At 63.1% G+C, this 18,771-nt stretch carries 16 protein-coding genes; 11 read left to right on the top strand and 5 right to left on the bottom strand.

Going from position 1 to position 18,771, the window contains the following annotated elements; all coding sequences use genetic code 11:
- Positions 1 to 23 precede the first annotated feature (23 nt).
- The 4 genes from imuA to O3299_RS13950 all read left to right on the top strand — a co-directional run bounded on the left by imuA (position 24) and on the right by O3299_RS13950 (position 3,778).
- Positions 24 to 734: a translesion DNA synthesis-associated protein ImuA gene (imuA, locus tag O3299_RS13965; RefSeq protein WP_305062525.1), complete on the top strand. Its 711-nt coding sequence runs from the start codon at positions 24 to 26 to the stop codon at positions 732 to 734.
- On the top strand, positions 664 to 2,151 hold the full coding sequence (locus O3299_RS13960) for a DNA polymerase Y family protein (RefSeq protein WP_305062524.1): 1,488 nt from the start codon (positions 664 to 666) through the stop codon (positions 2,149 to 2,151). Before imuA ends, O3299_RS13960 begins: the two co-directional genes overlap by 71 nt.
- Before the next feature lie 79 nt (positions 2,152 to 2,230).
- Positions 2,231 to 2,935: a glutathione S-transferase N-terminal domain-containing protein gene (locus tag O3299_RS13955; RefSeq protein WP_251350362.1), complete on the top strand. Its 705-nt coding sequence runs from the start codon at positions 2,231 to 2,233 to the stop codon at positions 2,933 to 2,935.
- Between the two features lie 84 nt (positions 2,936 to 3,019).
- Entirely contained in the window at positions 3,020 to 3,778 is a 759-nt protein-coding gene (locus O3299_RS13950; protein WP_305062523.1) for a S9 family peptidase, read from the top strand.
- A gap of 196 nt (positions 3,779 to 3,974) precedes the next feature.
- Here O3299_RS13950 and O3299_RS13945 read toward each other — a convergent pair whose 3' ends face one another.
- Positions 3,975 to 4,325, bottom strand: a complete 351-nt coding sequence (locus O3299_RS13945) for a hypothetical protein (RefSeq protein ID WP_099668403.1) — start codon at positions 4,323 to 4,325, stop codon at positions 3,975 to 3,977.
- Positions 4,326 to 4,546: 221 nt separating this feature from the next.
- Here O3299_RS13945 and O3299_RS13940 point away from each other — a divergent pair, with 221 nt between their 5' ends.
- From O3299_RS13940 to coaD, 5 genes are all read left to right on the top strand, one after another.
- Positions 4,547 to 5,008: an Hsp20 family protein gene (locus O3299_RS13940; RefSeq protein ID WP_099666924.1), complete on the top strand. Its 462-nt coding sequence runs from the start codon at positions 4,547 to 4,549 to the stop codon at positions 5,006 to 5,008.
- Positions 5,009 to 5,286: 278 nt separating this feature from the next.
- On the top strand, positions 5,287 to 6,801 hold the full coding sequence (locus O3299_RS13935; RefSeq protein ID WP_099668404.1) for a Do family serine endopeptidase: 1,515 nt from the start codon (positions 5,287 to 5,289) through the stop codon (positions 6,799 to 6,801).
- Positions 6,802 to 6,852: 51 nt separating this feature from the next.
- Entirely contained in the window at positions 6,853 to 7,512 is a 660-nt protein-coding gene (locus tag O3299_RS13930; RefSeq protein ID WP_034783312.1) for a response regulator transcription factor, read from the top strand.
- 2 nt (positions 7,513 to 7,514) lie between these two features.
- Entirely contained in the window at positions 7,515 to 8,846 is a 1,332-nt protein-coding gene (locus tag O3299_RS13925; RefSeq protein WP_070291769.1) for an ATP-binding protein, read from the top strand.
- A gap of 96 nt (positions 8,847 to 8,942) precedes the next feature.
- Complete coding sequence (gene coaD / locus O3299_RS13920) at positions 8,943 to 10,088, top strand: pantetheine-phosphate adenylyltransferase (RefSeq protein WP_305062522.1); 1,146 nt, start codon at positions 8,943 to 8,945, stop codon at positions 10,086 to 10,088.
- 51 nt (positions 10,089 to 10,139) lie between these two features.
- Here coaD and O3299_RS13915 read toward each other — a convergent pair whose 3' ends face one another.
- Together O3299_RS13915 and O3299_RS13910 are read right to left on the bottom strand one after the other, a co-directional pair.
- Complete coding sequence (locus O3299_RS13915; RefSeq protein WP_305052873.1) at positions 10,140 to 11,123, bottom strand: DUF4157 domain-containing protein; 984 nt, start codon at positions 11,121 to 11,123, stop codon at positions 10,140 to 10,142.
- 401 nt (positions 11,124 to 11,524) lie between these two features.
- Complete coding sequence (locus O3299_RS13910) at positions 11,525 to 13,726, bottom strand: OsmC domain/YcaO domain-containing protein (protein ID WP_305062521.1); 2,202 nt, start codon at positions 13,724 to 13,726, stop codon at positions 11,525 to 11,527.
- A gap of 196 nt (positions 13,727 to 13,922) precedes the next feature.
- On the opposite strand from O3299_RS13910, the gene O3299_RS13905 reads away from it, so the two are divergent.
- Positions 13,923 to 14,456, top strand: coding sequence for a histidine phosphatase family protein (locus O3299_RS13905; RefSeq protein ID WP_305062520.1), 534 nt, complete (start codon positions 13,923 to 13,925; stop codon positions 14,454 to 14,456).
- Positions 14,457 to 14,867: 411 nt separating this feature from the next.
- Entirely contained in the window at positions 14,868 to 15,263 is a 396-nt protein-coding gene (locus tag O3299_RS13900; RefSeq protein ID WP_305058484.1) for a glyoxalase/bleomycin resistance/extradiol dioxygenase family protein, read from the top strand.
- A gap of 58 nt (positions 15,264 to 15,321) precedes the next feature.
- On the opposite strand, the gene O3299_RS13895 is transcribed toward O3299_RS13900, so the two are convergent.
- Together O3299_RS13895 and O3299_RS13890 are read right to left on the bottom strand one after the other, a co-directional pair.
- Positions 15,322 to 17,724: a TonB-dependent siderophore receptor gene (locus tag O3299_RS13895; protein ID WP_099666931.1), complete on the bottom strand. Its 2,403-nt coding sequence runs from the start codon at positions 17,722 to 17,724 to the stop codon at positions 15,322 to 15,324.
- Positions 17,725 to 17,901: 177 nt separating this feature from the next.
- Positions 17,902 to 18,696 carry a PhzF family phenazine biosynthesis protein gene (locus O3299_RS13890; protein ID WP_305062519.1) on the bottom strand — a complete coding sequence of 265 codons (795 nt, stop codon included), beginning with the start codon at positions 18,694 to 18,696 and terminating at the stop codon, positions 17,902 to 17,904.
- Positions 18,697 to 18,771: the final 75 nt, after the last annotated feature.

The raw sequence follows: 18,771 nt of genomic DNA, 5'->3' as shown, positions 1-18,771 counted from the left end.
AGTATTCATCTTCATATTCAATTATGCAACATTCCCAATTGATGGCCTCGCCGGAAGCCTTGCACCCGTCCCTGTGGCGCGCATCGCAGCTGGGGCAGGGCGCCACGCGCTGCCTGGACACGGGCTTTGCCGCCCTGTCCGCGCAGCTGCCCGGCGGCGGCTGGCCCTGCGGCAGCCTCATCGATCTGCTGGTGCAGCAGCCGGGCAGCGGCGAAGTGCGGCTGCTGGCGCCCGCGCTGGCGCAGCTGCCGGGCTTGCCCATCGTGCTGCTGCAGCCGCCCCACCCGCCGCAGGCGCTGGCCTTGGCTGCGCAGGGGCTGGCGCCGTCGCAACTGCTGTGGCTCAAGAGTGCCGGCAGCAAGGATGCCCTGTGGGCGGCAGAAAACATCTTGCGTAGCGGCACGTGCGGCGCCTTGCTGTTCTGGCAGCCGCACGTGCGCGCCGACAGCCTGCGCCGCCTGCACCTGGCCGCGCAATCCGGCAACACCCTGTTCTGCATGCTGCGCCCCTTGCACGGCGCGCAGGATGCGTCGCCGGCGCCGCTGCGCCTGTCCGTGCGCCCGGCCGCCGGCGGCATCGAGATCGGCTTCATCAAGCGCCGGGGACCGCAGCGCGACGCGCCCCTGTTCCTGCCCCTGCAACCTCCTTCATTACTGCTACGCCATGCGACTCTGGATCGGCCTGTACCTGCCCCGGCTCCCGCTCGAAGTGTTTTGCCCGCGCTGGTCGTCTGACCTTCTCGGCGTCGTGCTGGAGCAGGAGCAAGTGATGGCCGTGTCGCCGCTGGCGCGGGCGGCCGGCATCCGGCCGGGCATGCGCCGCGCGGGCGCGCTGATGCTGGCGCCGCAGGCGCGCCTGCACGAGCGCTCTCCCGCACTGGAGGCGCAGGCGCTGCAAGCGGTGGCGCTGGCGCTGCTGCAATATTCGCCGCTGGTGGCGCAGGGCGAGGAAGCGACCCTGCTCGTCGACGCGGGCGCCAGCCTGCGCCTGTTCGGCGGCGTGCGCGCCCTGTGCCGGCAGATTGCGGCCAGCTTGCGCGCGCTGGGCTACACGGCCCAGCTGTCGTGCGCCCCCACGGCGCGCGGCGCCTGGCTGCTGGCGCGCGCCGGGACGCGCCGGGGCCGCGTGCTGGGCATGGAGAGCCTGGTGCGCCGCCTCGACGGCCTGCCATGCGCCTTGCTGCCGCCCGCGCGCCCCTGGCTGGAATGGCTGGACGGCATCGGCTGCCGCACCCTGGGGCAGTTGCGCCACTTGCCGCGGCCCGGTTTGCAGCGCCGTTGCGGCGGGGCCTTGCTCGACATGCTCGACGATGCGCATGGCCACGGCACGGAACTGTACCTGTGGCTCGAAGCGCCGCCCACGTTTTGCGCCAGCCTGGAACTGTTCGACCGCGTGGAGCACGCGGAAGCGCTGCTGTTCGGCGCGCGCCGCCTGCTGCAGCAAATGACGGGCTGGCTGTGCGCGCGGCAATTCGCCGTCGAACGCATCCAATTGCTGCTGGCGCACGAGCGGGGCAGGGTGGCGCGCCCGCCCACCGTCATCGACCTGGCCCTGGGCGAGGCCGTCTGGCGCGACGAGCATTTATTGCGCTTGCTCAAGGAGCGCCTGGCGCAGCTGGTGCTGGACGCGCCAGTGATCGGCCTCACCCTGGAAGCGCTGCAGGTGCAGCCGATGGCGCCGCCCAGCGACACCCTGTTTCCCGAGCCGGGCGGCACGCCGCAGGAGCGCCAGCGCTTGCTGGAATTGCTGGTGGCGCGCCTGGGCGCCGAGAATGTCTTGCAGGCCGCGCCGCGCGCCGATTACCGCCCCGAGGCGGCCAACCAGTGGCTGCCGCTGCCGGCCAGGCCAGGCGCACAAAACGCGCAGCCGGACTTGCCGCCCGGCTTGTCCGGCATGCCCCGTCCCGGCTGGCTGCTGGCCCAGCCCATCGCCCTCCTGATGCGCGAACACCGGCCGTTTTATGGCTCGCCGTTGAAAATGGTGTCTGTCGCCGAACGCATTGAGGCGGGCTGGTGGGGGCAGTCGCAGGCGCGCGATTATTTCATTGCCGAAGGACTCGATCACGCCCATTACTGGGTCTACCGCGAACGCATCGCCGGCAGCGGAGAAGATGCCGCGCCGCGCTGGTTTTTGCATGGCTTGTTTGGCTGAATGTGTTGTCCTGCTGAAACTGTCATGCTTGGCTATACTTGCCTGCTTGTGCCACGTCATACACCTCAAAAGGATTTCCATGTCCCAACTCTCCGACTTCCCCATCACCCAAAAATGGCCTGCCCGGCATCCCGAGCGCTTGCAGCTGTACTCGCTGCCGACGCCGAACGGCATCAAGGTCTCGATCCTGCTGGAAGAGCTGGGCCTGGCGTACGAGCCGCACCTGGTCAGCTTCGAGCAAAACGACCAGCTGTCGCCTGCCTTCCTGTCCCTCAATCCGAACAACAAGATTCCCGCCATCCTCGACCCGGACGGTCCCGATGGCAAGCCGCTGGCCCTGTTCGAGTCGGGCGCCATCCTGCTGTACCTGGCTGAAAAGACGGGCAAGTTCATCCCGCAGGACGCGGGCCTGCGCTATGAAACGATCCAATGGCTGATGTTCCAGATGGGCGGTATCGGCCCCATGTTTGGCCAGGTGGGCTTCTTCCACAAATTCGCCGGCAAGGATTACGAGGACAAGCGGCCGCTGGAACGCTATATCGGCGAAGCGAAGCGCCTGCTGGGCGTGCTCGAGCAGCGCCTGCAGGGCCGCGACTGGATCATGGGGAGCCAGTACACGATTGCCGACATCGCCATCTTCCCGTGGGTGCGCTGCCTGGTGGGCTTCTATGGCGCGGGCGACCTCGTCGGCTTTGCCAACTTCCCGAACGTGCAGCGCGCGCTCGACGCCTTCCTTGCCAGGCCAGCCGTTGCCAGGGGCGTGGATATTCCCAAGCGTGATTGAAGCTTGCCAGCCGCCAGCGGCGGCGGCCGGGCGGCGCTACAATGCGCCTTCGGCCGCCCTGCGCGGCAGCTTTGATCTGAGACAATGAAATCCACCCGGCAAGATTTTCCCGGCGCGCACGGCCATGTGCTGGCGGCGCGGCTCGATGCGCCTGACGGCGCCATCCGCGCCTATGCGCTGTTCGCCCACTGTTTTACCTGCGGCAAGGACGTGCTGGCTGCGCGGCGCATCGCGCAAGGTCTCACGGAACACGGCATCGCCGTGCTGCGCTTCGATTTTACGGGGCTGGGCGCCAGCGAAGGCGAGTTCGCCGCCACCAATTTCTCGTCGAACGTGGACGACCTGGTTGCCGCTGCCGATTTCCTGCGGGCAAAACATGCCGCACCGCAATTGCTGATCGGCCATAGCCTGGGCGGCGCCGCCGTGCTGGCCGCCGCGTCGCAAGTGCCGGATGCCACCGCCATCGCCACCCTGGCCGCGCCCAGCACGCCCGCGTACGTGACGCGCATGTTCAGCGAGCATCTGGAGCAAATCGCCGCCGAAGGCGAAGCGCTGGTGCAGCTGGAAGGGCGGCCCTTCCGCATCCGCCAGCAATTCGTCGACGACGCGGGCAGCCACAGCCTCAAGTCCCACATCACCGGCCTGCGCCGCGCCCTGCTGGTGATGCACGCGCCGAACGACACGACGGTCAGCCTGTCGAACGCGATGGAGATCTTTACGGCCGCCAAGCACCCGAAAAGCTTCGTTTCACTCGACGATGCCGACCATCTGTTGACGGGGCGCGACGACGCGGCCTATGTCGCCAACGTCATCGCCGCCTGGAGCGCGCGCTATATCAGCTAAGCAAGCAAACGGTCGCCCATGAAAAACGCCGCGGCAGCAGAAGCTGGCGCGGCGCGGATACTATTGGTACTTTACAACACCTGACAAAATCGTAGCGAGCGGCAGTGATTTGTGGCCGAGAAGCGCGGCCGTGCTAAAGCACGGTGAGCATCGCCGGCCGCAAAGCGCGACGCGCAGTAGATTTGGTCAGGTGTTCTCAGTCTTCGTCAAATTCGGCGGATAGATCCTTCCAGCCCTTGCTCACGGCAAAGGCGGAAAATTCCTCGGGCGCTTCCAGGACGATCAGTTTCTTGTCTTGCAATCCCAGGTCGCCATGGCCGAAGTCGGGGCCTACATAGCCAAGGCTGCGCAGGCGGGCCAGGATGTGGCCGACCAGGGTCTTGTCCTTGCAGGCGCCCGCTTCGAGCGGGGCGGCGAAATCGACGTAGACGTCGATGATGCCGTAGCCTTCGTCGAAGATGCGGATGGCCTTGATGTCGTGGGCACGGCCGGAGCCGTCGGTGGCCTTGAAGGGGCCGCTGAGCTGGATGTCGGTGTCATTGTTCATGCCGCCAGCATACACCAAAAGCCGGCCCTGCATGAGGGGTGTCATGCAACCCATCGCTGGCTGGGGCATGTAAAAATTTCTTACAAATTCTTTGCCGTCTGGGGTGTTTTTCACCGATTTCAAGGCCTTGAAAGGGCGTTGGCAGGCCGTATATCGGTAACAGGCGGATGCTCATGGTGAGGTCCGCCCCTCTTATCGCTTTAATGAAAAGGATATTTATCATGCGTACTTTTGACCTTGCTCCCCTGTACCGTTCCGCCATCGGCTTCGACCGCCTGGCGCAATTGCTCAACGAACAGCGCGCCGATGCACAGCCCAGCTACCCGCCCTACAACATCGAACTCGTATCGGAAGACAAGTACCGCATCGTGATGGCTTTGGCCGGCTTCTCGCGCGAAGAGATCGACATCATCACGGAACGCGATTCCCTGCACGTCACTGGCCGCAAGCAGAAAGATGGCGTCGAGCGCACGTTCTTGCACCGCGGCATCGCTGCCCGCGATTTCGAACAGCGTTTCCAGCTGGCCAACCACGTGAAGGTCACGGGCGCCACGTTTGAAAACGGCATGCTGACCATCGACCTGGTGCGCGAAGTGCCGGAAGCGCTGAAGCCGCGCAAGATCGAGATCGGCACCACCACTGGCGCCACCGTCAGCGCGCTGGAACAGCGCCAGGCAGCCTGAGCTGAGCTGAGCTGATCCCGGCGCCACGCGCCGGCATCGGCGGGAGGGAACAGCGCTTCCCCATGCAGTAGAATACTGGCCGGTCGATCCGGCCAGTGTCACGTCCGGAGCCCGTTCGGGCCGCATTCAGGGCTTCCATTGGTTGCCCATGCCACGCAAGATTAAACCCCGCTTAAAGGCGCAAATGCCTGTTTCCAAATGGAAAAATGTTAAGCACCGCCTAAGACTCGTGGCCCACTATTGCATACATCAAAATCTCATTGAATGAGGAGCAATTCATGGAACAGCAAACGAATACCGCATCGCTGAAAATCAAACGCACCGTAGCCGCGCTGGCCGCGATCGGTGTGCTGGGCGCCGGTGGCGCCATGGTGATGCATCAGAACAATGCCGGCGCGAATGCCACCGCAGGCACGCCCGCCGCACCCGTGGCCGCGGCAGTCGCGCCTGCAGCAAGCGCGCCGCTGGTGGCCTTGCCCGACTTTAGCCAGATCGCCGCGCGCAACAGCCCGGCCGTCGTCAATATCAGCGTCACGGGCAGCACCAAGGTGGCGTACGACCCATCGGCCCAGGCCGGCAATGACGACTTCGGCAACGACCCCTTCCTCGAATTCTTCCGCCGCTTCCAGGGGCCGCAAGGCGGGCAGCGCGGCGGCCGCGACGTGCCCACGCACGGCCTCGGCTCCGGCTTCATCGTCAGCCCCGACGGCATCATCATGACGAATGCCCACGTGGTGCGCGATGCGCGCGAAGTGACCGTCAAGCTGAACGACCGCCGCGAATTCCGCGCCAAGGTGCTGGGCACGGATCCGAAGACGGACATCGCCGTGCTGAAGATCGACGCCAACAACCTGCCCATCGTGCCGCTCGGCCACTCGAGCGACCTGAAAGTGGGCGAATGGGTGCTGGCCATCGGTTCTCCTTATGGCTTCGACAGTACGGTGACGGCTGGCGTCGTCAGCGCCAAGGGCCGTTCCTTGCCGGACGACAGCAATGTGCCGTTCATCCAGACGGACGTGGCGGTGAACCCCGGCAACTCGGGCGGCCCCCTGTTCAACACGCGCGGCGAAGTGGTCGGCATCAATTCGCAGATCTACAGCCAGACGGGCGGCTTCCAGGGCTTGTCGTTCGCCATCCCCATCGACCTGGCCGGCCGCATCAAGGACCAGATCGTTGCAACGGGCAAGGCCAGCCACGCCAAGCTGGGCGTGACGGTGCAGGAAGTCAACCAGGGCTTTGCCGACTCGTTCAAGCTTGCCACGCCGGAAGGCGCGCTGGTGGCCAACGTGGAGCGGGGCAGCCCGGCCGACAAGGCTGGCCTGAAGTCGGGCGACGTGGTGCGCAAGGTGAATGGCCAGCGCATCATCGGCTCGGCCGACTTGCCGGCGCTGGTGGGTACGTCCTTGCCAGGCGACAAGATCAGCATGGATGTCTGGCGTGACGGCAAGATCGTCAGCCTGACGGCAACCCTGGGCAATGCGGCCGACAAGGTGGCCGAAGTGGCGAAGAGCGACAGCGCCGCCGGCAAGGTAAAGCTGGGCCTGGCCCTGCGTCCGTTACAATCGGATGAAAAACGCGAGGCGGGCATCAGCGCCGGCCTGCTGGTGGAAGACGCGGGCGGCGCCGCCGCGAATGCCGGAGTGCAGCCGGGCGACGTGCTATTGTCGGTGAATGGCCGTCCCGTCAACACGGTCGAGCAGGTGCGCGACGTGGTGGAAAAATCCGCCAAGTCGGTGGCCTTGCTGATACAGCGCGGCCCCGATAAGATCTTCATTCCCGTGCGCCTCGGTTGATCTGGCGCAGGATGCAAGGTCGATAAAACAGTCAAGATGAAGGAGTAGGGCATGCGCTTATTGCTGGTAGAAGACGATACGATGATCGGCGAGGTGGTGCTCGATTTGCTGCGCGCCGAGCATTACGCGGTGGATTGGGTCAAGGATGGCGACATGGCCGATACGGCCCTGCAGACGCAAACCTACGACCTGGTGCTGCTGGACCTGGGCTTGCCCCGCAAGGATGGCCTCGACGTGCTGCGCTCGATGCGCTTGCGCAAGCTCGACACGCCTGTGCTGGTAGCCACGGCGCGCGACGCCATCGAGCAGCGCATCGCGGGCCTCGACGCGGGCGCCGACGATTACGTCTTGAAGCCGTATGACCTCGACGAATTGCTGGCGCGCATACGCGCCCTGCTGCGGCGCGCCTCGGGGCGGCCGGAACCGATCTTCGAACACCAGGGCGTCTCCATCAATCCGCTGACGCGCGAAGTGATCGCCGAGGGCCACCCGGTCAACCTGTCGGCGCGCGAATGGGCCGTGCTGGAAGCCTTGATCGCCCGCCCCGGCATCGTGCTGTCGCGCGCGCAGCTGGAAGAAAAACTGTACAGCTGGAAGGATGAAGTCAACAGCAATGCCGTGGAAGTGTATATCCATGGCTTGCGCAAGAAACTGGGCAGCGACCTGATCCAGAACGTGCGCGGCCTCGGCTACATGGTGCCCAAGGCATGAGGATGAAGGTCACGGTGACGCATTCGCTGCGCGGCCGCCTGCTGTGGTTTTTGCTGGCGGCCATCATCATGGCGGCCCTGGCGCAAGCCTCGATCGCCTACCGCAGCGCCCTGTACGACGCCGACCAGATTTTCGATTACCACATGCAGCAGATGGCCCTGTCGCTGCGCTCCGGCGCGCCGCTGGCCAACCATGCGCAAGCGTTGCCGGCCGACCCCGTCAACAACGACATGGTGGTGCAGGTGTGGACGCCGGACGGCGTGCAGGTGTTCCGCTCGATCACGCGCGCGGAATTGCCGCAGCGCGCCGTGCTGGGCTTTTCCAACGTGAAAGCCAACGGCACGACTTACCGCATCTTTTCCGTGCAAACCAGTTCCCAGACCGTGCAGATCGCCCAGGACATGGCCGTGCGCAAGCGCATGGCCGGCAGCCTGGCCCTGCGCACGGTGGGGCCCATCGCGCTGATGGCGCCTATTCTGATGCTGGTCGTCTGGTGGGTCGTCAGCGGTTCGCTGGCGCCCGTCTCGCGCGTGCGCAAGCAGGTGGCGGCGCGCCAGGCGGACGATCTGTCTCCCGTCTCGGAAGCGGGCTTGCCCGACGAAGTGCGCCCCCTCGTGCATGAACTGAACCTGCTGTTCGGGCGTGTAAAAACGGCGTTCGACGCGCAGCAGCATTTCGTTGCCGACGCCGCCCATGAATTGCGCACGCCGCTGGCGGCCCTGAAACTGCAGGTATTGAGCCTGGAACGGGCCGAATCGGAAGAAAAACGCAGCCTGGCCATTTCCCGCGTGAGCGCCGGCATCGAGCGGGCCACGCGCCTGGTCGAGCAGCTGCTGGTGCTGGCCCGCCAGGAAGCGAGCGCCGCCAGCGGCGACCAGCTGCAGGCGGTGGATTTGAACGATGTCGTCAAGCGCGCGCTGGGCGACATGGCCGGCATCGCGCAGGCGCGCAAGATCGACCTGGGCCTGCATCACATGGACCCGGCCAAGGTGGCGGGGCAGGCCGATGCGCTCAACATCATGCTGCGCAACCTGGTCGACAACGCCATCAAGTACACGCCGCAGGGCGGCACGGTCGACATCGACCTGCGCGCCAGTCCCGTCGGCGTGACCTTGTCGGTGGAAGACAGCGGCCCCGGCATCCCGCCCGAAGAGCGCGAGCGCGTCTTCAGCCGCTTCTACCGCGTGCCCGGCACGGACGCCAACGGCAGCGGCCTGGGGCTGGCCATCATCAAGGCCATCGCCGAGCGCCACGGCGCGCGCCTGGTGCTGGACAAATCCGAGCGCCTGGGCGGCCTGTGCGTGCGCGTGGAATTCCCGCAAGCCGTGAAATGAGCATTTTGACCATGATCTTTGGCATGTTGCATTGACGCGCGCGCCGTGGCCCTATATTGTCTGCGAAACAAGCAGAACCAGACCACGGAGTGCAGCATGCAGAAGATCGGATTTTCAGGAACCCTCGACCCCATCACCAACGGCCATATGTGGGTGATCGGCGAAGCGCGTTCGCTCGCCGACGAGGTGATCGTGTTCCTGTCGCAAAACCCCGCCAAGAAGCCGCAATTTCCCGCCGAAGACCGCAAGCGCATCATCGAACAGAGCGCGCGCGAGTGCGGCTGGGACAATGTGCAGGTGGTCATCGTCAAGGGCGACTACACGGCGCGCGCGGCGAAAAAGCATGGCTGCGACTACCTGATCCGCGGCATCCGCACGACGGCCGATTTCGACTATGAAAACCTGATCCAGCAAACGAATGTGGACGTGCTGCAGGGCGCCAAGACGATTTTCGTCATGCCGCCGCGCGACCTCGGCTCCGTAAGCTCCAGCTTCGTCAAGGCGCTGGAAGGCCCCGTCGGCTGGAACTGGACCATGAAGAAATTCGTCCCCGGCCCGGCCTACCAGGCGTGGATACTCGACTGCCTGCGCAAGGAGTGGGAAGCGCTGTGGAACTACGCCACCGCGTCCGATGCCGACATCGCGCTGGCGGATCACTGGTTCGCCCACCTGACGGGGCCGCAGGCGTATGGCGGCGCGGACCGCCACTATCACAACCTCGACCACCTGGTGCACGGCCTGTCCGAAATCCGCGTGTGGGCCGACAATACCTATGCGCCCAAGCGCGACAGCGCGCTGGTCAAGAAAGCGTTCTGGTTCCACGACGCCGTCTACAGCCACGACGACGATGCCCTGTATTCGAGCGAAGAGGCGAGCGCCCAGCTGTGGCTGGCCAGCGGCCTCGATGCGGGCGATAACCTTAATGTGGCGCAATTGATACGCGTCACCGACCATTTCCAGGGACCGGGCATCAGCCACCCGCTGAAAGACGCCATGCTCAGCGCCGACCTGGCCATCCTGGGCCAGGATGACGAGGTGTACCAAGCCTACACGCAAGCCATCGGCCGCGAATACGCGCACGTGGACCCCGTGCGCTTCAACGAGCAGCGGGGCCTGGCGCTGCAGCATCTGTGCGCCAAGGCGCAGGCGGGCCAGCTGTTCGGCGATGCATATTTTGCCAACCAATACAACGAACGGGCCATTGAAAACATGCAGAAGGAAATCGCGGCGCTGGCCGGCTGATTGCGCGCATGATGCCGCGCCGCTGGCTTGCCGGTGGCCTTGATCTGGGTATCACAGACAACTGGTTTGCCAGGGAGCGCCACCGTCGCCGCAGATGCCGGCAGGTCCGCAGGCGCGGGGAATGGCGATGCCGGATTGGCAGACGGGCGCGCCGGTCTGTGCTGCTGGACTCACCGACCCCCAACATTGGCAGCTTGTCAGCATCCATCCTGACGGCAGTTTCTGCGGTATGGGCGGGTAAAATGCAGAGACACCCAACGCGCGGTTGCCGGCATGCGACGACAGCAGCAGTCTGGCCTCGTTTTCCCGGGCATAGGCGGGTGCTTCGACAGGACCGCCATTGGACGAGTTATCCACCCATTGCTTGGCAAAGCCCGTTACGCCCCAATTCTTGTATTGTTGGACATGCAGCATTTCATGCGCCCATAGTGCCGGATCGCGCGCATCGTCATCGCTGCGAAAAATGACGGCATTCAAGACCGTAATCGCGCGCGTGTTGCTGTTAAATTGCATTTGCGCCGCCTGCAGCGTGTTTTGCAAAGCGCTCCACTCGCTGGTCCAGCGGACGGAATCGAGCAGGTCGGGGGTATGCCAGCGCAGCAGGAAAGCCTTGATTTCTGGGGCCATGCTGTTGGCATTGCCGCTGGTGACGACGGCGTTGCGTGCCGATACCATCGCCGCTGCCACCGGCGTGTAGGGAATCTGGCCTGGATTCTGTATCAACTGTATTGCCGTGTCGGGATTTTTTACGACAAATTCGATGATGTCGCCTGTCGTCGGGATACCGGTGGGATTGAGCGGGGCAAGCGGATTCAGAATGGTGCCGATGGGATCTGTCTTGCCACGCTCAGTCACCTTGCCGGGATCGATGGTGGGAGGGAGAATGCAGCCACTTTTAGGAAGGCAGACACATCCGACAAGTGGCGCGCATGCTTCGTATTGACAGTCGGGGCAGCCGGTCGTGGCCGCCGTACCATGGAATAATATGCCTGCCAGCACCAGCCAGCCGGCGGTTGCGCGCGATAGCGTAGCCATGAGATCCCCCCCGATGCAGGTTGCCCTCCGTTTTTGGCATGTCGTGGTGGTGGCAACAGCGATGACGATACGCCGGATTCCGGTGCGCGGCAGGCTATTTCGTCTGAAACAAGGAAGGCTTTGCGCTAGCTCAATTCAGACTATTCACTCAGGAACTTTCAGCTTGAAGCGCATGGACAGCGTGCTCATGCGGCAAACATAGGCGATACGTATTTGCGCGGCATGTTGCAGCGCATCCAGCGCGTACCAGGCGGTCATCCGGCAACTGCCGCGCCCGGGCACAGGTATCGCGTCCGGGCGAACCTGTGTCCGGACCCGCAACGCCTGGCCAAACCGATGCGCAGTAGGTTTTGACAGGCGTTCCAGGCGTTACTCCTGCGCATGGGCGCTGGCCCGTCGCCTTAGCTGGCTGTGGCTGCCTTGGCGCGCGCCGCGTGCAATTTCTTGAAGCTGTCGATCAGGCGCTGGTGCCGGTCGAGGCCTTCCAGTTGCATGCTGGTCGGGGTCAGGCCGAAGAAACGCACGCTGCCGTCCACCGAGCCCAGCACCGCATCCATGCGGGCGTCGCCAAACATGCGGCGGAAATTGACGACGTAATCGTCCAATTCCAGCTCGTCATCGAGTTCCACTTCCAGCACCACGTTCAAGGCTTGATAGAACAGTTTGCGCTCGAGCGTGTTGTCGTTGTACTGCAAGAAGGTTTCCACCAGCTCTTTTGCTTCTTCGAATTGCTGCAGGACGAGCTGTATCAGCAGCTTCAATTCCAGGGTCGTCAGCTGGCCCCACACCGTGTTTTCGTCAAACTCGATGCCGATTAGGGTGGCGATGTCGCCGTACTCGTCGAGCTCGCTGTTTTCCAGGCGGTCGAGCAAGTCTTCCAGGCTGGCATCGTCCAGGCGGTGCAGGTTCAGGATGTCGGCGCGGAACAGCAGCGCCTTGTTGGTATTGTCCCAGATCAAATCCTCGACCGGGTACACCTCGGAATAACCGGGCACGAGGATGCGGCAGGCGGTGGCGCCCAGCTGGTCATATACGGCCGTGTAGACTTCCTTGCCCATGCCGGCGAGGATGCCGAACAGGGTTGCCGCTTCCTCGGCATTCGAGTTTTCGCCGTGGCCGGAAAAATCCCACTCGACAAAATCGTAATCGGCCTTGGCGCTGAAGAAGCGCCACGAGACGATGCCGCTGGAATCGATGAAGTGCTCGACGAAATTGTTCGGCTCGGTGACGGCTTCGCTGGCAAACGTCGGCTGCGGCAAGTCGTTGAGGCCTTCGAAACTGCGGCCCTGCAGCAATTCCGTCAGGCTGCGCTCCAGCGCCACTTCCAGGCTCGGGTGCGCGCCGAACGAGGCAAACACGCCGCCCGTGCGCGGGTTCATCAGGGTGACGCACATCACCGGATACACGCCGCCCAGCGACGCATCTTTCACCAGCACGGGGAAACCCTGTTCTTCCAGCCCCTGTATGCCGGCCAGGATGCCCGGATATTTCGCCAGCACTTCCTGCGGCACGTCGGGCAGGGCGATTTCGCCTTCGATGATTTCGCGCTTGACGGCCCGTTCGAAAATTTCCGACAGGCATTGCACCTGCGCTTCGACGAGGGTGTTGCCGGCGCTCATGCCATTGCTGACGTACAAGTTTTCAATCAGGTTCGATGGGAAATACACGGTCTCGCCATCGGACTGGCGCACATACGGCAGCGAGCAGATGCCCCGCTCCGCGTTGCCGGAGTTGGTGTCGATCAGGTGCGAGCCGCGCAGTTCGCCATCGGCATCGTAGATGTCGCGGCAGTAGGCGTCGAGAATCTCTTTCGGCAGCGCATCCTTGCGGCCCGGCTTGAACCAGCGCTCGTCCGGGTAATGGACAAAATCCGCGTTGGCGATGTCGTTACCCCAGAATGAACCGGCGTAGAAATGGTTGTTGCTGAGGCGTTCGATATATTCGCCCAGGGCCGACGCCAGCGCGCTTTCCTTGGTCGCGCCCTTGCCGTTGGTGAAACACATGGGCGAATGCGCATCGCGGATGTGCAGCGACCACACGTTGGGAATGATGTTGCGCCACGAAGCGATTTCAATCTTGATGCCCAAGCCCGCCAGCAGGCTGGACATATTGGCGATGGTCTGTTCCAGCGGCAAGTCCTTGCCGACGATATAGGTGCTTGCGCCAGGGGCGGGATTCAGGGCCAGCAAGGCCTGGGCATCGGCGTCCAGGTTCTCCACTTCTTCAATGACGAACTCCGGCCCCGCCTGCACCACTTTTTTTACCGTGCAACGGTCGATCGAACGCAGGATGCCCTGGCGGTCCTTGTCCGAGATATCGGCCGGCAACTCGACCTGGATCTTGAAAATCTGCTGGTAGCGGTTTTCAGGATCGACAATATTGTTTTGCGACAGGCGGATATTTTCAGTGGAAATATTGCGCGTATCGCAATACAACTTCACGAAGTAGGCCGCGCACAGTGCCGATGATGCCAAAAAGTAATCGAACGGGCCGGGCGCCGAACCATCGCCTTTATAGCGGATGGGCTGGTCGGCGATGACCGTAAAATCGTCGAACTTGGCTTCGAGACGCAGCTTGTCGAGAAAGTTGACTTTAATTTCCATGAGGTAATCCAATACTGTGCTTATGAGTTAGCCGCTATTATCCGTGCTTTCCGCCGCAGGGCAAAGATTGTTCGCGGCGGCCGTGCTGGCGGGGAGCCGCAAGACCAGGCCGGCAGGGCAGGCAAGGGGCAGGTTCCCCCATGAAGCGGACGGATAAATGTGCGAGGCGATCTGACTGAACATGCGAATAACATTAATGAGACACGGCGAGCCCCGACTCGCCAAAGGGCGCTGGATAGCGCCGCTGCAAATGGGACAGTGGATTAATCTCTACAATCAATCGATCATCAAAGAAGGTGGCATCCCTGCGCAGTGCGCTGCGGCAGCGCTTTCCGCGTCGACCATCGTGGCCAGCACGGTACCGAGGGCATGCTCATCGGCCAGGGCATTGGGTGACTTGCCATTCATGCAAGATGCGATGTTCTCTGAAGCAGGGTTGCCCTTTGCGCTCTGGAAGGCCCCTTGGCTGCCGGCTGAAGCCTGGGCAGCGATTTTTCGCCTGCTCTGGTTGTTCGGTTATGCGCGCGGATCGGACTCGTTGCAGATAACCCGGCAGCGCGCCAGGGCCGCCGCCGAGCGGCTGGTTGCGCTTGCCGCCAGGGGGCCCGTGCTGCTGGTCGGGCATGGCATCATGAATCGATTGATCGGCAAGGAGTTGCAGGCCTTGGGTTGGCTTGCCCGCAACAGGCAAGGCAGCCGGTACTGGAGCATGGGAGTGTATGAGCTGTGAAAGTGAACTGTGAAAACCTGTGACGAATGCGGCAGCCGATACCGTGACGACGCCGAAGGCATGGCCAGCCTGTGTCCCGAATGCGCCTCTGTCATCTATGGCTTGCCACGGTGCGAGCACGTGTTCGAGGCAGGCCGATGCCGGAAATGCCTGTGGGATGGCCGGAAAAGTGACTTTGTGCGAAAACTGGGGCAGCAGGGGCGTTGAAGCGATATCCGTGTGTGCGGGGGCAGCGTCCATCGGCGGTCACTGGTGTTTTCGTGACAATGCATGAGTTTTTCGGATGGATAATTGGCTATCCTCCATGGGGGCTGCCTGCAGCCACTGCTGGACGGTTGATCGCATCTGGATATCCTGCCAGCGACCGCTCCGTCACTTTCGCTTTGCCTAACCTGATGCAAGGATGAGCTGATGCAATTATCCAATTATCTTTTCTTTACTACCACTTGCGAACAAGCCTTGGCGTTCTACACGCAATGCGGGCTGGGCAAGATAAGCGATGTCTTGCGCTTTGGCGTGGATGGCATGCCGCTCCGTCATGAAGCCATGCGCGGGAAAATCATGCATGCCCGATTCGAAGGACCAGGCGTGTTGTTCTTTGCTTCTGACAATGACGATGCAGAGCCCATGCGAGGGTCTGCACATATTTTGCAAATGCATGACAGGCAGTTAACGAAAGAGCTTTTTGACAAGCTGGCGTATCAAGGCGTGGTGACGACACCGCTCGCCATCCAGGTATGGGGCGATTATTACGGTAAATTGACGGACCAGTTCGGGGTGCAGTGGATGCTGAACTGTTCGGCTTAACTAAAAAACAGCGGCTGCCCATGCTGGCGCAGCCGCTGTTTTCATGCGGACACGGTGATCAGAACTTCACCCACAGCCGCCCGAAGTAGGAGGCGCCGTTCAGGCCGAACTGCACGCTGTCGTATTTGAAGCCATTGTCCGTCTCGTCCGCGTTTTGCGTGGTGGGCTTGACGTTGAAGATGTTGTTGCCGCCAAAGGTCAGCTTGGTGTTCTTGCTGATGCTGTAGGTGAAGCTCAGGTCGGCGGACGTCTTGGCCGCGTAACGGGCATTCGGCACGCCTTCGGCCGTGCCGCTGAAGGTGCCCAGGGTTTGCGGGCCAAAATAAATGATGCGCAAGTCCGATTCCAGCTTGCCCGTGATGTAGTCGAAGCCCAGGGTGGCTTTCGCGCGCGGGCCGCCCTGTTCGATGAACAGGCGTTCGCGCTCGGACAGCAGCACGTCTTCATAGCCCTTCAGCGATTCCGGCGTCTTGACCTTCGTCACTTCCGTTTTGCTCAAATTCAAGGCCAGGAAGGTGTTCAGGCGGTTGCCAGCCAATTCTCCCTTGTGCGACGCCGTCAGGTCCAGGCCGCGCGTGCGCGTGTCGATGGAATTGACGAAGAATTGCGCCTCGCCCACGCCCAGGAGGGCCAGGCGCGCGGCCAGGTCCGGGTAGTTGTCGGCATTGAAGCGGCCCGACAGCACGATGCGGTCCTTGATCTTGATGTTGTACAAGTCTGCCGTCACGGAAATGGCTTGCGTCGGCGTCCAGGTGGTGCCGAAGGTAAAGCTGGTCGACTTTTCCTCTTTCAACTTCGGAATGCCGGCCGCGTTGGCGACGGCGCCGCCGTTGGGCGCCAGCACCACGTCCGTGGGCACGCCGCCGATGAAGTCCGTGAAGGTGGACGAGAAATACACTTGCTGCAACGATGGCGCGCGGAAACCCGTGCTGGCCGAACCGCGCAGCAGCACGTTGGGCGCCACTTTATAGCTGGCGGCCAGCTTGCCCGTCACGGTGGAGCCGAAATCGCTGAATTTCTCATAACGCAGGGCCGCCTGGGTTTTCAGGCGCTCCGTCCAGTCCAGTTCCACGTCGCCATACGCGGCGATGCTGTGGCGCTTGGCCTTGGTGGCGTCGCCGGGCTGGAAGCCGGGGAAGCCCTGGCTGCCCGCATTGCCGCCCACGCCCACGCCGTCGGCGTCGTTGTAGGAGCCCGGTTCGCCGGCCATGATCTTGTATTCCTCGCTGCGGTATTCGGCGCCGAAGGCCACGTTCATGCCGCGCATCACCGTGTCGTAGTAGCGGCTGAAGTCGGCGTTGCTGGTCAGTTGCTGGAACGAGAAGCCGCCCGCATCAAAACGGCTGGGGCTGACGCCCTTGCCGCCGTTCATCAGGTCAAGGTTGGCGATCGAGGCATTCAGCGTGTTGCTGATGTCGTAGCGCATCTTGTTGTAGCCATAGGTTTGCGAAAAGTCAGCATGCCATTCGCCGATCTGGCTGCGGTGGCCGATGGTGGCGTACTGGTCGTCGATCTTGCCATTGATGAAAGGCACGAAACCGTCCGGGTACATGGCGGCCGAATTGCGCGATGGAATGTCGTCGCTGCCGATGCCGCCCCGGCCGAACGCGGCGCTGGACGCGTCGCGCGTCTGCGCGCCAGCCGTGAAGTACAGCTTGCCCGTGGGGCTGGTGGCGTAGTCGCCATTCACGTACAGGGTCTTGTTCTTGGACTTGGTGTCGCCGATGATGCGCATGCTGTCCGCATCGGCCCGGTTCGAGCGGCCGCGGTCCAGGTATTCTCCCGTGATGGCCAGGGTGCCCTTGTCGCCCAGCGCGATGCCGCAGTAGGCGGAGGTCATGTAATTCTTGCCGTCGCCTGCGGAATACTGGCTGTAGCCGGCCACGGCTTCGCAGCCCAGGCTTTTCTTCAGTTCGATGTCGATCACGCCGGCAATGGCGTCCGAGCCGTACTGGGCGGCGGCGCCGTCGCGCAGCACTTGCACGTTCTTGATCGCCAGCAAGGGAATCGCATTCATGTCCGTGCCCGTGTTGCCGCGGTTGCGCGCGCCGAACAGGTTGACGAGCGCCGTCGTGTGGCGCCGCTTGCCGTTCACCAGCACGAGGGTCTGGTCGGAACCGAGGCCGCGCAGGGCGGCTGAATCGATCAGGTCGGCCCCGTCGGCGCCCGTCTGGCGCGTGGAGTTGAACGAGGGCGAGATGTATTGCAGCGATTGCGCCAGATCAAACTGGCCGCCTTGCTCGGCCACCTTGGAAATGGGAATGATATCGACCGGCACCATGGTATCCGTGGCGGAACTGGCGACCCGGCGCGAGCCGACCACGCTGACCGTTTGCACGGGGCCTTCCGTGGCGGCCGCTTCCGTGTTCTGGGCCATGGCGGCAGGACTGAAAACGGCCAGGGCGGCGCTGCCGTACAGGCTGATGAGGATGGCTTGACGCAAGGTGGTGAGGGTCGGCACGCAGTATCTCCAAGTGGCTGATGAGCAAGATTCGTGACTTGATTCTAGTGCCATCTTTTCAGCATCCACCAGCGATACTTTGTTTTGTTATTACAAATTTGCTGTAACTGTTGTTTCCTGGTTGATTATCTTTTGGCCACTGCCTGGCTTGCCTTGTGCTGGTGCGGCATGCCCCATTCAGGTGCTGCGTTGCACCATGCCGCCCACCCAGATCGCTTGCGTGCTGTATTGCACTTCGATCAGACAGGGTTGCTGCGTCACATGGCCCTGGTGCAGGCGCAACGACTGCCGCAAGTGCGCTGCCAGCGCGCCCGCCGCCACGCCCGTGGCGCTGTCTTCCAGCGCCGGGTCGAGGTGATTGAAGTTGCGTCCTTCGTACTCGTGCTCGCCCGTGTGGCAATACGCATAGCAGCCGTTGACCTTGTGCAAGGCGCTCCAGTCGGCAATCAGTTCCAGGTTAGGCCGCAGCGCGCGCAGGGTGGTGCGGTCGGCCACTTCCAGCAGCAGCTTCGGGCTGCCGACGGACGCGACGACGGGTGGCGACAGCAAGTGCATGTGCTGGCCCATGAGCTCGGACGGCACATATTTTTCCACCTGGACGGCAGGCGCCGGCTGCGGCGCCAGGCCGATGAACAATCCCTCCGCGCGGCGCACCAGCTGCAAGGCCTGTCCGCGCATGGCGGTGGTGATCGTCAGCGCCGCCGGTGCGCCGGGCGCCGCCAGCAGCACATGCGCGGCCGCCAGGGTGGCGTGCAGGCACAGGGGACTGCGCGTGTGCGGATAAAAATAGTCGAGCACGATGCATCCCTCCGCGCCGTCCGCTTGCCGGTCGAGGAAGACGCAGGCGCTGACCTGGCGTTCGCGGGCAAAGGCCTGGCGCTGCGTTTCGCTGGCGTGGTCGTTTTCCACGACCAGCGCCGCATTGCCGCCACCGGGGGCGGCGCCGAAACATTTTAATGAGTGGACGATCATGGCGGGCACTGTGCAAGGTAAAACCTCAGCATAACTGAGATGGCCGTTTTCAGATGAGTATAATATACTGTGTTT

The sequence above is a fragment of the Janthinobacterium sp. SUN176 genome, from assembly GCF_030587335.1.
Taxonomy (GTDB): domain Bacteria; phylum Pseudomonadota; class Gammaproteobacteria; order Burkholderiales; family Burkholderiaceae_D; genus Janthinobacterium; species Janthinobacterium kumbetense.
This window is presented reverse-complemented; position numbering and strand designations above follow the sequence as displayed.

What these genes read in the sequence shown, in the direction of transcription:
- O3299_RS13910 (WP_305062521.1), bottom strand. Translation starts at nt 13,726, where the DNA reads ATGGAAATTAAAGTCAACTTTCTCGACAAGCTGCGTCTCGAAGCCAAG.
- imuA (WP_305062525.1), top strand. Translation starts at nt 24, where the DNA reads ATGCAACATTCCCAATTGATGGCCTCGCCGGAAGCCTTGCACCCGTCC.
- O3299_RS13915 (WP_305052873.1), bottom strand. Translation starts at nt 11,123, where the DNA reads ATGGCTACGCTATCGCGCGCAACCGCCGGCTGGCTGGTGCTGGCAGGC.
- O3299_RS13940 (WP_099666924.1), top strand. Translation starts at nt 4,547, where the DNA reads ATGCGTACTTTTGACCTTGCTCCCCTGTACCGTTCCGCCATCGGCTTC.
- O3299_RS13930 (WP_034783312.1), top strand. Translation starts at nt 6,853, where the DNA reads ATGCGCTTATTGCTGGTAGAAGACGATACGATGATCGGCGAGGTGGTG.
- O3299_RS13905 (WP_305062520.1), top strand. Translation starts at nt 13,923, where the DNA reads ATGAGACACGGCGAGCCCCGACTCGCCAAAGGGCGCTGGATAGCGCCG.
- O3299_RS13960 (WP_305062524.1), top strand. Translation starts at nt 664, where the DNA reads ATGCGACTCTGGATCGGCCTGTACCTGCCCCGGCTCCCGCTCGAAGTG.
- O3299_RS13950 (WP_305062523.1), top strand. Translation starts at nt 3,020, where the DNA reads ATGAAATCCACCCGGCAAGATTTTCCCGGCGCGCACGGCCATGTGCTG.
- coaD (WP_305062522.1), top strand. Translation starts at nt 8,943, where the DNA reads ATGCAGAAGATCGGATTTTCAGGAACCCTCGACCCCATCACCAACGGC.
- O3299_RS13925 (WP_070291769.1), top strand. Translation starts at nt 7,515, where the DNA reads ATGAAGGTCACGGTGACGCATTCGCTGCGCGGCCGCCTGCTGTGGTTT.
- O3299_RS13955 (WP_251350362.1), top strand. Translation starts at nt 2,231, where the DNA reads ATGTCCCAACTCTCCGACTTCCCCATCACCCAAAAATGGCCTGCCCGG.
- O3299_RS13945 (WP_099668403.1), bottom strand. Translation starts at nt 4,325, where the DNA reads ATGAACAATGACACCGACATCCAGCTCAGCGGCCCCTTCAAGGCCACC.
- O3299_RS13890 (WP_305062519.1), bottom strand. Translation starts at nt 18,696, where the DNA reads ATGATCGTCCACTCATTAAAATGTTTCGGCGCCGCCCCCGGTGGCGGC.
- O3299_RS13900 (WP_305058484.1), top strand. Translation starts at nt 14,868, where the DNA reads ATGCAATTATCCAATTATCTTTTCTTTACTACCACTTGCGAACAAGCC.
- O3299_RS13935 (WP_099668404.1), top strand. Translation starts at nt 5,287, where the DNA reads ATGGAACAGCAAACGAATACCGCATCGCTGAAAATCAAACGCACCGTA.